The organism is Pseudomonas sp. PvP089 (genome assembly GCF_017875165.1).
GTDB classification, from domain to species: domain Bacteria; phylum Pseudomonadota; class Gammaproteobacteria; order Pseudomonadales; family Pseudomonadaceae; genus Aquipseudomonas; species Aquipseudomonas fortuita.
Map to the genome: position 1 here is coordinate 2,426,895 of NZ_JAGGME010000001.1, position 13,403 is coordinate 2,440,297.

A 13,403-nucleotide genomic window follows, 5' to 3' on the forward strand; every position below is an offset into this window, starting at 1 on the left:
AATGAGGATTACCATGCGCGCGATTCGCATGCTGTTGGTTTCTGCCCTTGCTCTGGGCAGCGTTTCGGCTTTTGCCGGTGAGCAAGATGTACAACGCCTGACCCAGCTGCTGGAAAAGTCGCAGACCATCGAGGCCAATTTCTCTCAATTGACCTTGGGTGCCGACGGCGCCAGCCTGCAGGAAACCGCTGGCCAGATGACAGTCAAGCGCCCGGGCCTGTTCTACTGGCACACCGATGCGCCGCAGGAGCAGGTGGTGGTGTCTGATGGCAAGATGGTTACCCTGTGGGACCCGGACCTGGAACAGGCCACCATCAAGAAGCTCGACGTGCGCCTGAACCAGACCCCGGCACTGCTGCTGTCCGGTGACGTGTCGAAGATCAGCCAGAGCTTCGATATCACCTCCAAGGAGCAGGGCGAAGTCATGGACTTCACCCTCAAGCCGAAGACCAAGGACACCCTGTTCGACTCGCTGCGCGTGTCGTTCCGCAAAGGCCTGATCAATGACATGCAGTTGGTCGACAGCGTCGGCCAACGCACCAACATCCTGTTCAATGGCGTCAAGGCCAACCAGGCGGTGCCGGACAGCAGGTTCAAGTTCGACATCCCCAAAGGTGCGGACGTGATCAAGGAGTAAGCGGAGCTCGTCATGGACCTGTTTCGAAGCGAACCCGTCGCCCAGCCCCTGGCTGCTCGCCTGCGCCCGTCCAACCTGGACGAGTACGTGGGCCAGGAGCACCTGCTGGCGCGCGGCAAACCGCTGCGTGAGGCGCTGGAGCAGGGGGCGCTGCACTCGATGATCTTCTGGGGGCCGCCTGGGGTGGGCAAGACCACTCTGGCGCGGCTGCTGGCGCAGTTTTGCGATGCGCACTTCGAAACCGTGTCGGCGGTGCTGGCCGGGGTGAAAGAGATTCGCCAGGCGGTCGAGGTGGCCAAGCAGCAGGCTGGGCAGTATGGCCGGCGCACCATCCTGTTCGTTGACGAGGTGCACCGCTTCAACAAGTCGCAGCAGGACGCCTTTTTGCCCTACGTCGAAGACGGCACCCTGCTGTTCATCGGCGCTACCACCGAAAACCCGTCGTTCGAGCTGAACAACGCGCTGTTGTCGCGGGCGCGGGTGTATGTGCTCAAGAGCCTGGACGAGGCGGCCCTGCGCAAGCTGGTCAACCGTGCGCTGACCGAAGAGCGTGGCCTGGGCAAGCGCAACCTGCAGGTGGGCGACGAGGCCTTCAAGATGCTCATGGCCGCTGCCGACGGGGATGGCCGGCGCATGCTCAACTTCCTCGAGAACGCCTCGGACCTGGCGGAAGACGGCAGCGAGATCGACGTCGAGATGCTGCAGAGCCTGCTGGGTGACAGCCGCCGCCGCTTCGACAAGGGCGGCGAGGCGTTCTACGACCAGATTTCCGCGCTGCACAAGTCGGTGCGCGGCTCCAACCCCGATGGCGCCCTGTACTGGTTTGCCCGCATGCTCGACGGCGGCTGCGACCCGCTGTACATCGCCCGCCGTGTGGTGCGCATGGCCAGCGAGGACATCGGCAACGCCGACCCGCGCGCGCTCAGCCTGTGCCTGGCAGCCTGGGACGTGCAGGAGCGCCTGGGCAGCCCCGAGGGCGAACTGGCGGTGGCGCAGGCCATCACGTACCTGGCCTGTGCGCCGAAAAGCAACGCGGTGTACATGGGCTTCAAGACTGCCCTGCGTGAAGCGGCCGAGCATGGCTCGCTGGAGGTGCCGTTGCACCTGCGCAACGCCCCGACCAAGCTGATGAAGCAACTGGGTTATGGCGACGAGTATCGCTATGCCCACGATGAACCTGATGCCTACGCCGCCGGTGAGGATTACTTCCCCGATGCGCTGGAGCCGCGCCAGTACTACCAGCCGGTGCCCCGTGGCCTGGAGCTGAAGATTGGCGAGAAGCTGCGCCACCTGGCCGACCTGGACCGTAACAGCCCCCGCCAGCGGAGAAAACCGTGATTGCACTCATTGCCGCGGTCAGCGCGGGCGGTGTTGCCGGCACCCTGTTGCGCTTCGCTACCGCCAACTGGGTAGCGGCCCACTGGCCACGGCACTTTTATGCCGGTACGCTGGCGGTCAACCTGGTTGGCTGCCTGCTGATCGGCTTGCTCTATGGCTTGTTCTTGCACAAGCCGCTGGCGCCGGTCGAATTACGCGCCGGCCTGATTGTCGGCTTCCTCGGTGGCCTGACGACCTTTTCCTCTTTCTCGCTCGATACCGTGCGCCTGATGGAAAGCGGGCAAGTGCCCCTTGCCTTGGGCTATACCAGTATCAGCGTGGTGGGCGGGCTGCTCGCAACCTGGGCCGGCCTGTCCCTGACCCGATTCTGAACCAACACCTACCTATAACGAGAGAACGATATGCTCGATTCCAAACTGTTACGCGGCCAACTTCAGGAAGTGGCGCAACGCCTGGCCTCCCGTGGCTTCAGCCTGGATGTCGCGCGCATCGAATCACTGGAAGAGCGCCGCAAGGCGGTGCAGACCCGCACCGAGCAATTGCAGGCCGAGCGTAACGCCCGTTCCAAGTCCATCGGCCAGGCCAAGGCCAAGGGCGAAGACATCGCGCCACTGATGGCCGACGTCGAGCGCATGGCCAACGAACTGGCTGCCGGCAAGACCGAGCTGGACGGCATTCAGGCCGAACTGGACGGTATCCTGCTGACCATCCCCAACCTGCCGGACGCCAGCGTACCGGTCGGTGCCAGCGAAGACGACAACGTCGAAGTGCGCCGTTGGGGTACGCCGACCGCCTTTGACTTCGAAATCAAGGACCACGTCGCCCTCGGCGAAGTCAGCGGTGGCCTGGATTTCGAGGCCGCAGCCAAGCTGTCTGGTGCCCGTTTTGCTGTACTGCGCGGCCCGATCGCCCGCCTGCACCGCGCCCTGGCGCAGTTCATGATCAACCTGCACACCGGCGAGCACGGCTACGAGGAGCACTACACCCCGTATCTGGTGCAGGCGCCTGCCTTGCAGGGCACTGGCCAGCTGCCAAAGTTCGAGGAAGACCTGTTCAAGATCACCCGCGAAGGTGAAGCTGACTTCTACCTGATCCCGACTGCTGAAGTGTCGTTGACCAACCTGGTTGCCGGTGAAATCCTCGACGCCAAGCAGCTGCCGCTGAAACTGGTTGCCCACACCCCGTGCTTCCGCAGTGAAGCCGGTGCTTCCGGCCGTGACACCCGCGGCATGATCCGTCAGCACCAGTTCGACAAAGTCGAGATGGTGCAGGTGGTAGAGCCGGCCAAGTCGATGGAAGCGCTGGAAGGCCTGACCGCCAACGCCGAGCGCGTGCTGCAGCTGCTGGAGCTGCCGTACCGCGTGCTGGCCTTGTGCACCGGTGACATGGGCTTTGGTGCAGTGAAAACCTACGACCTGGAAGTGTGGGTGCCGAGCCAGGACAAGTACCGCGAAATCAGCTCGTGCTCCAACTGTGGCGACTTCCAGGCGCGCCGCATGCAGGCCCGCTGGCGCAACCCGGAAACCGGCAAGCCAGAGCTGGTGCACACCCTCAACGGCTCCGGCCTGGCCGTAGGCCGTACCCTGGTTGCCGTGCTGGAAAACTACCAGCAGGCCGACGGTTCCATCCGTGTACCGGACGTGCTCAAGCCGTACATGGGCGGCGTCGAGGTCATCCGCTAAATGGATTACCTGCCACTGTTCCACAAGCTGCAGGGCGGCCGCGTGCTGGTCGTCGGCGGTGGGGAGATCGCCTTGCGCAAGGCGCGCCTGCTGGCGGATGCCGGTAGCGTGCTGCGCGTGGTAGCGCCGGACGTCGACGGCCAGTTGGCCGCGTTGGCCCGCGAAGGTGGCGGTGAGGTGCTGGTGCGTGGCTATCAGGCAGCCGACCTGGTCGGTTGCCGGCTGGTGATCGCGGCTACCGACGACCCTGGGCTGAACGCCCAGGTGTCGGCCGATGCCCAGGCCCTCAGCCTGCCGGTCAACGTGGTGGATGCGCCGGCCCTGTGCACGGTGATCTTCCCGGCGATCGTCGACCGCTCACCGCTGGTGATTGCGGTATCCAGTGGCGGTGACGCCCCGGTTCTGGCGCGTCTGATTCGCGCCAAGCTGGAGGCGTGGATCCCCGCAGCCTATGGTGAGCTGGCCGGGCTGGCTGCGCGTTTCCGGCACAAGGTGAAAGCCTTGTACCCGGACGTCAACCAGCGTCGCGGCTTCTGGGAAACGGTGTTCCAGGGGCCGATTGCCGAGCGCCAGCTGGCCGGGCAGGGCGCTGAAGCCGAGCGCCTGTTGCAGGCGATGGTAGAAGGCGCGCCACTGCAGCAGGGCGGTGAGGTGTACCTGGTAGGGGCGGGCCCGGGTGATCCGGACTTGCTCACCTTCCGCGCTTTGCGCCTGATGCAGCAGGCCGACGTGGTGCTGTACGACCGCCTGGTGGCGCCTGCCATTATCGAGATGTGCCGGCGTGATGCCGAGCGGATCTACGTGGGCAAGCGCCGTGCTGACCACTCCGTGCCTCAGGACCAGATCAACCGCCTGCTGGTCGACCTGGCCCAGCAGGGCAAGCGCGTGTTGCGCTTGAAGGGTGGTGATCCGTTCATCTTCGGCCGGGGTGGCGAAGAGATCGAAGAGCTTGCCGAGCATGGTATCCCGTTCCAGGTGGTGCCGGGCATTACCGCGGCCAGTGGCTGCTCCGCGTATGGCGGGATTCCGCTGACTCACCGCGACTACGCCCAGTCGGTGCGCTTCGTCACCGGGCACCTGAAGGATGGCACCAGCAACCTGCCGTGGAATGACCTGGTGGCGCCGTCCCAGACCCTGGTGTTCTACATGGGATTGGTTGGTTTGCCGACCATCTGCGCCGAGCTGATTCGCCATGGGCGGGCGGCAAGTACCCCGGCGGCGTTGGTGCAGCAGGGGACTACGCGTAACCAGCGAGTGTTTACCGGTACCCTGGCGGACTTGCCAGACTTGGTGGCCCGGCATGAAGTGCATGCGCCGACCCTGGTGATTGTGGGGGAAGTGGTGCAGTTGCGTGACAAGCTGGCCTGGTTCGAAGGTTCGCAAAACAGCTGACATTGTTGGGGCCGCTTTGCGGCCCATTCGCAGCACAAGGCTGCTCCCACAGGGATCGCGTGAAGCCGACGTGATTCCTGTAGGAGCAGCCTTGTGCTGCGAATGGGCTGCAAAGCAGCCCCGGCTATCTCAAGCCTGCCAGATCCCTTTCCCTACCAACTTCTCCCGATCATGCGGCAAGCCAAAGCCCTGCAAAGGCCCTTTAGGCACGATCCCGGTCGGGTTGATGGTCTTGTGGCTCATGTAATAGTGCTTCTGGATATGCTCCATATCCACCGTGCCCGCCACCCCTGGCCACTGGTACAGCTCACGCAGCCAGTTTGACAGGTTGTGGTAGTCGCTGAGGCGGCGCAGGTTGCACTTGAAGTGCCCGTGGTACACCGCGTCGAAGCGCACCAGCGTGGTAAACAGGCGTACATCGGCCTCGGTCAGGTACTCACCGGCCAGGTAACGGTTGCGGCTCAGCACGTCCTCCAGAGAATCCAGCTCGTTGAACACGTCGTCGAACGCAGCCTCGTAGGCGTCCTGCGTGGTGGCAAAGCCTGCGCGGTATACGCCGTTGTTCACCGCTGGGTAGATGCGCTCGTTCAGTGCTTCGATGGTCGGGCGCAGTGCCTCGGGGTAGAGGTCCAGGGTATTGCCGGTCAATTCGTTGAACGCGCTGTTGAAGATGCGGATGATCTCCGACGATTCATTGTTGACGATGCGTTTCTCTTTCTTGTCCCACAGTACCGGCACAGTCACGCGGCCGGTGTAGTGTGGGTCATCCTGGGTATAGCGCTGGTGCAGGTACTGCAGGCCATCGAGGTGGTCACCGCTGGAGCCTTGCTGCTGGTCAAAGGTCCAGCCATGGTCTTGCATCAGCCAGCTGACCACCGACACATCGATCAATGGCTCAAGGCCTTTGAGGGCGCGCAAGATCAGGGTGCGGTGGGCCCATGGGCAGGCCAGCGAGACGTACAGGTGGTACCGGCCGGCTTCGGGAGCCGGCAGTTGATTGCGGCGTTGGGCATTTTCGCGTTTGAACGTGCCGTCCTTGCCGTTTTCATACCACTGGTCGTGCCAGCGGCCGTCGATCAAAAGGCCCATGATGAGCTCCTGAAACAAAGTGATTTGTCGTTGGAGCCCAGTCTAGGCCAAATCGTTCGAACAAATAGCGCAAAGATCCGGGTGCTATTATCGGTTAAATCGATCTATCTCGCGTATTCCAATAGCCTTGGGCTGTCGCAAATGCCTGCTCGCGGTTCTGTCCCAGGCCACGCAGGGCCAGGGCCATGGTTGCGATCAGGGCTTTTTCGCCATAACTGTCTTCCACTTCACCGCGCCAGAACGCCCGCAAGTGCTCGGCCTGCAGGCTGGCCGGTTTGACATGGCGGCGCTCGCTCAGCGCTGGCCATTCTTCGTCCCATGCTTCGCCCGCCGTCGTCCCGTAGAGGTGGCTGATGACATCGGGGTTGACTTCGATCTCACCGCCATCGCCCTTGATCACCACGGCATGGTCGCCCAGCAGGCGGCTGGCCTCACGGTGCACGGCCTGGTAACCCGGGTGGAAGATGCTTTGCAGGCCACAGCGTGCGCCCAGCGGGTTGAGCACCCGGGCCAGTGAGTGGATGGGCGAGCGCAGGCCCAAGGTGTTGCGCAGGTCGATCATGCGCTGCAACTGCGGCGCCCAGTCGTGCAGCGGGAAAAACGCCAGGTGATGCTGGTCCAGTGTATTGCCCACAGCAGCCCAGTCGCGGCACAGCGGGATCTGCAACAGGTCGAGCAGTTGCTCTGTATACATCCGCCCGGCGGTATGCGCGCCACCGCCGTGCATCAGGATGCGCACGCCATTGCCGGCCAGGCACTTGGCCGCCAGCAGGTACCAGGGCAGGTGGCGCTTCTTGCCGGCGTAAGTGGGCCAGTCCAGGTCCACCGCAATGCTCGGCGCCTGCAGGTGGGCGCGCAGGGCCTCGGTGAAGCCGGCCAGCTCTTCGGCGCTTTCTTCCTTGTGGCGCAGCAGCATGAGGAAGGCGCCCAGCTGGGTGTCCTCGACCTTGCCTTCCAGCAGCAGGGTCATGGCCGCGCGGGCCTCTTCACGGGTCAGGCCGCGCGCGCCGCGCTTGCCTTTGCCGAGAATGCGCACGAATTCGGCGAACGGGTGCTCGGCAGGGGTTTCAAGCGTGAGCGGGCGAACTTCTTTCAAGAGGGGCTGGGTCATATGCAGTTGGTCGGCTTGGGCAGGCCCGCCAGCTTGGCGGCAAGTTTGGCGGGGGTGCCATTGAACAGGCGGTTCAGGTGCGGGCTGTTGCCCTTTTCCGGGCCCAGCTTCAGGGCCGTGTACTTGATCAGTGGGCGCGTGGCCGGGGACAGCTGGTATTCCTGGTAGAACTGGCGCAGCAGTTCGAGGATTTCCCAATGGTCCGCCGTCAACGGGATACCCTCGCGCTCGGCTAAAGCCTCGGCGGCGGCGCGGGACCAGTCTTGCAGGTCGACCAGAAAGCCGTCCTTGTCCAGGGCGATCGCCTGATCGCCAACGTTGAGCGTACTCATAGCCAGCTGTTGACCTTGTCGTAAAGCAGCGACAGTTCGACGAACCCGGCGTAGTCCACGGCTTTGGCCAAGTCGTTGCCGACCGCGCGAGCTTGCACATCCTCATCCAGGGCGAACAGGCGCCGGGCCAGGCCGGCAGCTTGCAGTTGGCGATGCGGCTCGCTGCCGCTGCGCAGGGCATACACCGCATCGCCGCACAGCAGCAACGCGTCGTCGGTGCCGAGCAGGCGCAGGCAGCTGGCCAGGCGCTCGTCGCCAAACGGGGAGTGGGCAATTACATGCAGGGTTGTCATCAGAGCGTTACCACCTGGTCGAAACGGGCGATCAGCGCGGCCAGTGCCGCGTCGTCGAGCACTTGCACCGGCAGTGCCAGGGCATCGGCTGTCAGGCCGCGGCGGTTGAGGCTGTGGCTGCAGGCAAACAGTTCTTCGACACCGAACATTGGCAGTGCCTGCAGGTTGGCGGCCAGGTTCTTCTGTTGCACAGCGGTAGGTTGCTGCGCCGGGGCGAGCTGGAACACGCCGTCGTCCAGGAACAGCATGCCCAGCGGCAGGTCGAACGCGCCGCCGGCCAGGGCAATGTCCAGTGCTTCGCGGGCTGATGGGCCGTTCCACGGGGCCTGACGGCTGATGATCAACAAGGATTTGGCCATTTCAGTCGCCTCCGAAGCAGACAAGGCGGTCGGCAACCTGCGCCGCTTCATGCAGCTGGCCAAGCCCCGACAGTTCCCACGGTTTGGGCAGGTTCACGGCCGGGCGCTGGTAACGGTTGGCTTCAGCCTCGTCGAGCACGCCACGGCGCAGGGCCGCGGCGATACACACCACCGCGTCCAGCTGGTGGGTCTGGATAAAGGTACGCCATTGGCCTGCCACGTCCAGTTCGTCCTGGGGCGCGACCACGTTGGCCGAGGCACTGTGCACCCCGTCCTGATAAAAGAACAGCCGGGCAATCTCATGCCCGCCGGCCAGTACCGCCTCGGCGTAGCGCAAGGCACGCCGCGAGGAGGGCGCATGGGCCGGGGAGAACACCGCGATAGCGAATTTCATGGATAACTCATGCAAAGGAATGCTGCCATGATAAAGCAAAAAAGCCCGCGCCCGCTTGTGCAAGCGGCGCGGGCTTTCTATGTATCCGTGTGCCCTACGCGACCCCTGTAGGAGCGGCCTTGTGTCGCGATGGGCTGCAAAGCAGCCCCATGGCCCTGTCAGAAGGACACAAGACTCAACCCTGCTCCTTGCTCTCCGGCAAGAACCAGTTCAGCACCAGCGCACAGATCCCCCCGGTAGCCACACCCGACTCCAGCACATTGCGAATCGCCGCCGGCATATGCGCCAGGAACTCCGGCACCTGCGCCACGCCCAGGCCCAGCGCCAACGACACGGCAATGATCAGCAGTGCACGACGGTCCAGCCGGGTGCTGGCCAGAATGTTGATACCCGAAGCCGCAACCGCCCCGAACATCACCATGGCCGCACCACCCAGCACCGGCTCCGGCACCGCCTGGATCACCCCGGCAACGCTTGGGAACAGCCCCAGCAGCACCAGCATCACGGCAATCCACATGCCGATGTGGCGGCTGGCAATACCGGTCAGCTGAATCACCCCGTTGTTCTGGGCAAAGATCGAGCTGGGGAAGGTGTTGAACACACCGGCCAGCAGCGAGTTGGCACCGTTGACCAGCACGCCACCTTTGATCCGCTGCATCCACACCGGCCCTTCGACCGGCTGGCGCGACACCTTGCTGGTGGCGGTAACGTCACCGATGGCTTCCAGCGAAGTCACCAGGTAAATCACCAGCATCGGAATGAACAGCGCCCACGAGAAGCCCAGGCCAAAGTGCAGCGGGGTCGGCACCTGGAACAGCGCGGCTTCATGCATGCCGGTGAAGTCCAGGCGGCCCATGTAGCCGGCCAGCGCGTAACCGACCGCCAGGGCGATGACGATGGCGCAACTGCGCATCCACACTACGGGTACGCGGTTGAGGATCACGATGATCGCCAGCACCACGCCCGACAGCAGCAGGTTATCGCCATTGGCAAAGGTGCCGTTGGCCATGGCGCCAAAGCCACCGCCCATGCTGATCAGGCCGACCTTGATCAAGGTCAGGCCGATCATCAGCACCACGATACCGGTCACCAGCGGGGTGATCAGGCGTTTGACGAACGGCAGGATGCGCGACACGCCCATTTCCACGAACGAGCCCGCAATCACCACGCCGAAGATGGCTGCCATCACACCTTCTACCGGCGTGCCTTGCTTGACCATCAGCGCGCCGCCCGCAATCAGTGGGCCAACGAAGTTGAAGCTGGTGCCCTGCACGATCAGCAGCCCGGCGCCGAACGGGCCAAAGCGCTTGCACTGGACGAAGGTGGCGATACCCGAGATAACCAGCGACATGGAAACGATCAGGTTGGTATCACGCGCAGAAACGCCCAGCGCCTGGCAGATCAGCAGGCCAGGGGTGACGATCGGCACGATGATCGCCAGCAGGTGCTGCAGGGCAGCCAGCAGGCCGATCAGCAGCCGTGGCTTGTCCTCCAGGCCAAGCACCAGTTCATTGGCAGGCGCCGCTGCGCCTGGGCTGTGTTCGTGTGAGCTCATTGCTGAAAGCCGCCCCGGAAGAAAAAAGGAGCGCATTCTACGGGGTGATGAGCGATTGCGGTAGAGAAAAGCACGATGTCTGCATGATCGGCGAGCATCTGCCTGATTATCTGACTTTTTAGTCAGCAATTGCGGTTGGCAGGGTTTTGAGGGGCAGGTGTCCTCCCTGAGTTATAGGGAGGGGCAGAAATCGAGCGCCGCCCGCGCGGCGCTCGATTTATCAGGCGCTGAACCTCTATCGACGTACACCCCGGCCCCCAGTCCCCTTTCGAAAACCCACAAAAAAGCCCGCCGAAGCAGGCTTTCTCACACAGCAATCAATCAGTCATCACGACCCATGATGCCAAACAGCTGCAGCAGGCTGACAAACAGGTTGTAGATCGACACATACAGGCTGATGGTCGCCATGATGTAGTTACGCTCGCCGCCATGAATGATCGCGCTGGTCTGGAACAGGATGCAGACCGACGAGAACAGCACGAAGCCAGCGCTGATCGCCAGTTGCAGGCCGCTGATCTGGAAGAAGAAGCTGGCAACGACAGCACCCAGCAACACGAAGAAGCCTGCGGTGATGAAACCGCTGAGGAAGCTCATGTCTTTGCGGGTGATCAGCACATAGGCCGACAGACCACCAAACACCAGCGCAGTCATGGCAAACGCAGAGCTCACCACTTCAGCGCCACCGGCCATGCCCAGGTAACGGTTCAGGATAGGGCCGAGGATGAAGCCCATGAAACCGGTGAGGGCGAAGGTAGACACCAGGCCCCAGGCCGAATCACGCAGCTTGTTGGTCAGGAAGAACAGCCCGTAGAAGCCGATCAGCACCACGAACACGTTCGGGTAGCCGACGCGCATCTGCTGGGCAACGAATGCCATGACACCGCTGAAGGCGAGGGTAAGCGCCAGCAGGCTGTACGTGTTGCGCAGGACCTTGCTGATCTCCTGCTGCTCGACCTGCTGGCCGTGGTGGACGGCGTAATCCTGTTCGCGCATGGCGACACTCCTTGGTAAAACCTGTGGTTTCAGACGTTCAGATGCTAGGAGTCTAACAGAGCTCCTGCAACCCGCGACACAGAGAGTTTGACAGCGTGTTTCATTACGGTATTATGGCGGCCGCAAAACGAGCTGGAAGCGTGGCCGAGTGGTTTAAGGCAACGGTCTTGAAAACCGTCGATGGGCAACTATCCTAGAGTTCGAATCTCTACGCTTCCGCCATATTTAAAGCCCTGATTATTCAGGGCTTTTTGCGTTTCTGGGGCATAGAAAAACTACCCATGGGAACACCCTTGGGAATGGTTTATATCGGAAGCGCTTCCGATACTTTCCTACTTGGTGGGTTTCGCCAAGGCTCCAACTCGGCGATAAACCCGCTCGGTAATGTCGCCCTTAGTGTGGCCCAGCAGCAGGCTGGCGTGGTCGACATCGACGATTTCGGACGCTGCTTTGGGGCGGATGTCTCGGAATTGGAACTGGCTGATACGGCCAGCCAGAACCTGGTCGCCAGCGGCTACTGCTTCCTTCACTGCTTCCTCCCGGGCATCGTCCCAGCGATGTCGGAGCATGGCGGCGGTTACGCGTTTTCCTGACTCGGTCAGAAGCAGGTATGGCGATCCATGCGGCGCGTTCCGCGCCAACATTTTCCTGATCAACGCACCCAAGCCGTTTTCAACCCCGTCCACCTCAAGCATGATCCTCAGCTTCTTGTGGGTCTTCTTCTGTTTTACGCCGAGGGCTTTATCCTCGATGTCATCCCTCCTCATCACCAGCACGTCCGCCGGACGCTGGCCGGTCAAATACGCCAGGTCCATGGCATCCTTTAGCTCACCCACTGCTTTCGCGTAAACCGCGCTCCAGATCGCATCGTTCGCATAGAAGTCCCGTGGAGCCTCCTTGTTCTTGCGAACACCCTGACAGGGGTTCTCTTTCATCGTCAGGCCCCATTCCCGCGCCATGTTGTAAAAGTGGGAGAGCAGGGCGATTTCCCTGTTTGCGCGTACCGGCGCCGACCGGGCGTCTCGATACTGAGCTACAAGCGCTGGCGAAATTGCTTCAATCGGGGCCTTCTCAAAGAACGGCCGCAACTGGCGGAGCTCCGCCAGGTTGTCTTTCTGCGTGCGCTCGCCCTTCTTGGGGATAATGTCTCGCTCATAGCGATCAAAGATCGCCCCCATCAGAAGCAAGTCACGCGGTTTTTCACGGGCTTCCAGCTCTGCCCATTTCATTCTGGCCAGGCTCAGGTCTGTGCCCAGGGGGATTTCCTTTCCGTCCTTGTCGCGGTAGTAGTAGCTGATCCACGCCTTGTCGGGGTTCTTCTTGCTTTTACTGGTGCGCTTGCGCCGGTACACGCCCGGCGGCAAATCCCTGTTCTCTGTGCTCCGGGGGCGCATATCACCTCACCTTCGAAAAATCTGGCGTCCACGCTGGTACGGGAGGCGGGGGTGGTGGTGCCAGTGGCACCACCTCAAGGGTTACGCCTAGCTTCATGCGGGCGTATTGGCGGCCTACCAGGGGGCGGCCGCCGCGGCTCTCGACAAAGTGCCAGCCGCGTTCGTTGAGCCAGCGGCGCTGCCAGCCCCTGGCTTTGTAGCCGGTCAAGTCGGCCAGCTCTTCGTCCGAAAGAATCTCGGTTTCCATGGGATGGTCTCCACGCCGCCGGTGGCGGCAGGTTGGTGTCAGGCGGGAATCTTGTCGAGGACCGCGTCGGCTACCGTGAGCGCCGCCTGGGCATTGTTGACGTAGGCCGGGTCGAATCCGCCGGCGTAGTGGATCACCCGCTGGCAGGCGTCCAGCTCTTTGCAGGCGAGGCGGAGTGCCTGAATCAGTTCTTCCTGCAGTGCGCCCTCGGCCCGGCCGATATCCCAGAACCGCTGGCCCCAGTGCCCTCCGGGCGGCTGGTTATTGTTCTGTTTCCCGGCCGCCATTGCCCCTACGGCTACATCGCATACCCCGCGCTTATAGGCGTTGTCGCCATCAAGGCTCAGGGCGGCACGCCGGCGCAGGGTGTTCACGACCTCATCAGCAGCAACACCAGGGCCCATCAGGACGATGTCTTGCTCAGGTTCGCCTGGTACGTAGATCGCCAAGGTGAGCTTGGCTCCTGGCACCAGATGGTCGCTGATCTGAACCAGGGCATCGTTGGCTACTTCGTGGAAACGGTTTATTGCGGACATAGGTGATCCTCGACCGGCAGCCATTGCCGCCGGCCTTGAGTGGAAGAAGAG

16 protein-coding genes and 1 tRNA gene are annotated in these 13,403 nt (G+C 62.7%); 6 read left to right on the forward strand and 11 right to left on the reverse strand.

The window, feature by feature from the left end; translation table 11 throughout:
• Nucleotides 1-13: 13 nt before the first annotated feature.
• The 5 genes from lolA to cysG are packed head-to-tail and all read left to right on the forward strand — an operon-like array spanning nucleotide 14 to nucleotide 5,049.
• Nucleotides 14-637 (forward strand): outer membrane lipoprotein chaperone LolA, encoded by a 624-nt coding sequence (gene lolA, locus J3A71_RS11015; protein ID WP_016488119.1) that lies wholly within the window; start codon nucleotides 14-16, stop codon nucleotides 635-637.
• A 12-nt stretch (nucleotides 638-649) separates the two neighbouring features.
• Complete coding sequence (locus J3A71_RS11020) at nucleotides 650-1,975, forward strand: replication-associated recombination protein A (RefSeq protein ID WP_016488118.1); 1,326 nt, start codon at nucleotides 650-652, stop codon at nucleotides 1,973-1,975.
• Nucleotides 1,972-2,346: a fluoride efflux transporter CrcB gene (gene crcB, locus J3A71_RS11025; protein ID WP_016488117.1), complete on the forward strand. Its 375-nt coding sequence runs from the start codon at nucleotides 1,972-1,974 to the stop codon at nucleotides 2,344-2,346. Before J3A71_RS11020 ends, crcB begins: the two co-directional genes overlap by 4 nt.
• 30 nt (nucleotides 2,347-2,376) lie before the next feature.
• Nucleotides 2,377-3,657, forward strand: a complete 1,281-nt coding sequence (gene serS, locus J3A71_RS11030; protein ID WP_016488116.1) for a serine--tRNA ligase — start codon at nucleotides 2,377-2,379, stop codon at nucleotides 3,655-3,657.
• On the forward strand, nucleotides 3,658-5,049 hold the full coding sequence (gene cysG, locus J3A71_RS11035; RefSeq protein WP_016488115.1) for a siroheme synthase CysG: 1,392 nt from the start codon (nucleotides 3,658-3,660) through the stop codon (nucleotides 5,047-5,049).
• Nucleotides 5,050-5,178: 129 nt separating this feature from the next.
• Here the strand turns inward: cysG and J3A71_RS11040 are convergent, their stop codons facing one another.
• The 8 genes from J3A71_RS11040 to J3A71_RS11075 form a co-directional block, all read right to left on the reverse strand.
• Complete coding sequence (locus J3A71_RS11040) at nucleotides 5,179-6,138, reverse strand: glutathione S-transferase family protein (RefSeq protein ID WP_096426521.1); 960 nt, start codon at nucleotides 6,136-6,138, stop codon at nucleotides 5,179-5,181.
• Between the two features lie 94 nt (nucleotides 6,139-6,232).
• Nucleotides 6,233-7,234, reverse strand: coding sequence for a glycosyl transferase family protein (locus J3A71_RS11045; protein ID WP_024717418.1), 1,002 nt, complete (start codon nucleotides 7,232-7,234; stop codon nucleotides 6,233-6,235).
• An 11-nt stretch (nucleotides 7,235-7,245) separates the two neighbouring features.
• Nucleotides 7,246-7,581, reverse strand: coding sequence for a TusE/DsrC/DsvC family sulfur relay protein (locus J3A71_RS11050; protein ID WP_016488112.1), 336 nt, complete (start codon nucleotides 7,579-7,581; stop codon nucleotides 7,246-7,248).
• Nucleotides 7,578-7,874 carry a sulfurtransferase complex subunit TusB gene (gene tusB, locus J3A71_RS11055; protein ID WP_016488111.1) on the reverse strand — a complete coding sequence of 99 codons (297 nt, stop codon included), beginning with the start codon at nucleotides 7,872-7,874 and terminating at the stop codon, nucleotides 7,578-7,580. The genes J3A71_RS11050 and tusB overlap by 4 nt, the downstream gene beginning before the upstream one ends.
• Nucleotides 7,874-8,233, reverse strand: coding sequence for a sulfurtransferase complex subunit TusC (gene tusC / locus J3A71_RS11060; protein WP_096426520.1), 360 nt, complete (start codon nucleotides 8,231-8,233; stop codon nucleotides 7,874-7,876). Before tusC ends, tusB begins: the two co-directional genes overlap by 1 nt.
• Before the next feature lies 1 nt (nucleotide 8,234).
• Nucleotides 8,235-8,627: a sulfurtransferase complex subunit TusD gene (tusD, locus tag J3A71_RS11065; protein WP_016488109.1), complete on the reverse strand. Its 393-nt coding sequence runs from the start codon at nucleotides 8,625-8,627 to the stop codon at nucleotides 8,235-8,237.
• A gap of 175 nt (nucleotides 8,628-8,802) precedes the next feature.
• Nucleotides 8,803-10,182: a uracil-xanthine permease family protein gene (locus tag J3A71_RS11070; RefSeq protein ID WP_023047266.1), complete on the reverse strand. Its 1,380-nt coding sequence runs from the start codon at nucleotides 10,180-10,182 to the stop codon at nucleotides 8,803-8,805.
• 321 nt (nucleotides 10,183-10,503) lie between these two features.
• Nucleotides 10,504-11,175, reverse strand: coding sequence for a Bax inhibitor-1/YccA family protein (locus J3A71_RS11075; protein ID WP_003251184.1), 672 nt, complete (start codon nucleotides 11,173-11,175; stop codon nucleotides 10,504-10,506).
• A 134-nt stretch (nucleotides 11,176-11,309) separates the two neighbouring features.
• On the opposite strand from J3A71_RS11075, the gene J3A71_RS11080 reads away from it, so the two are divergent.
• Nucleotides 11,310-11,397: transfer RNA gene (locus tag J3A71_RS11080), tRNA-Ser, on the forward strand.
• 110 nt (nucleotides 11,398-11,507) lie between these two features.
• On the opposite strand, the gene J3A71_RS11085 is transcribed toward J3A71_RS11080, so the two are convergent.
• The 3 genes from J3A71_RS11085 to J3A71_RS11095 are packed head-to-tail and all read right to left on the reverse strand — an operon-like array spanning nucleotide 11,508 to nucleotide 13,352.
• Nucleotides 11,508-12,569, reverse strand: a complete 1,062-nt coding sequence (locus J3A71_RS11085) for a tyrosine-type recombinase/integrase (RefSeq protein ID WP_209952849.1) — start codon at nucleotides 12,567-12,569, stop codon at nucleotides 11,508-11,510.
• Between the two features lies 1 nt (nucleotide 12,570).
• Nucleotides 12,571-12,816: a DUF4224 domain-containing protein gene (locus J3A71_RS11090; RefSeq protein ID WP_085614919.1), complete on the reverse strand. Its 246-nt coding sequence runs from the start codon at nucleotides 12,814-12,816 to the stop codon at nucleotides 12,571-12,573.
• 38 nt (nucleotides 12,817-12,854) lie between these two features.
• A complete protein-coding gene (locus J3A71_RS11095; protein ID WP_096426511.1) occupies nucleotides 12,855-13,352 on the reverse strand; it encodes a hypothetical protein in 498 nt (165 codons plus the stop codon).
• Between the last annotated feature and the right edge of the window lie 51 nt (nucleotides 13,353-13,403).

Coding starts and splice junctions, on each gene's coding strand:
- lolA (WP_016488119.1), top strand. CDS start 14: ATGCGCGCGATTCGCATGCTGTTGGTTTCTGCCCTTGCTCTGGGCAGC.
- J3A71_RS11020 (WP_016488118.1), top strand. CDS start 650: ATGGACCTGTTTCGAAGCGAACCCGTCGCCCAGCCCCTGGCTGCTCGC.
- serS (WP_016488116.1), top strand. CDS start 2,377: ATGCTCGATTCCAAACTGTTACGCGGCCAACTTCAGGAAGTGGCGCAA.
- cysG (WP_016488115.1), top strand. CDS start 3,658: ATGGATTACCTGCCACTGTTCCACAAGCTGCAGGGCGGCCGCGTGCTG.
- J3A71_RS11040 (WP_096426521.1), bottom strand. CDS start 6,138: ATGGGCCTTTTGATCGACGGCCGCTGGCACGACCAGTGGTATGAAAAC.
- J3A71_RS11050 (WP_016488112.1), bottom strand. CDS start 7,581: ATGAGTACGCTCAACGTTGGCGATCAGGCGATCGCCCTGGACAAGGAC.
- tusB (WP_016488111.1), bottom strand. CDS start 7,874: ATGACAACCCTGCATGTAATTGCCCACTCCCCGTTTGGCGACGAGCGC.
- tusC (WP_096426520.1), bottom strand. CDS start 8,233: ATGGCCAAATCCTTGTTGATCATCAGCCGTCAGGCCCCGTGGAACGGC.
- tusD (WP_016488109.1), bottom strand. CDS start 8,627: ATGAAATTCGCTATCGCGGTGTTCTCCCCGGCCCATGCGCCCTCCTCG.
- J3A71_RS11070 (WP_023047266.1), bottom strand. CDS start 10,182: ATGAGCTCACACGAACACAGCCCAGGCGCAGCGGCGCCTGCCAATGAA.
- J3A71_RS11075 (WP_003251184.1), bottom strand. CDS start 11,175: ATGCGCGAACAGGATTACGCCGTCCACCACGGCCAGCAGGTCGAGCAG.
- J3A71_RS11085 (WP_209952849.1), bottom strand. CDS start 12,569: ATGCGCCCCCGGAGCACAGAGAACAGGGATTTGCCGCCGGGCGTGTAC.
- J3A71_RS11090 (WP_085614919.1), bottom strand. CDS start 12,816: ATGGAAACCGAGATTCTTTCGGACGAAGAGCTGGCCGACTTGACCGGC.
- J3A71_RS11095 (WP_096426511.1), bottom strand. CDS start 13,352: ATGTCCGCAATAAACCGTTTCCACGAAGTAGCCAACGATGCCCTGGTT.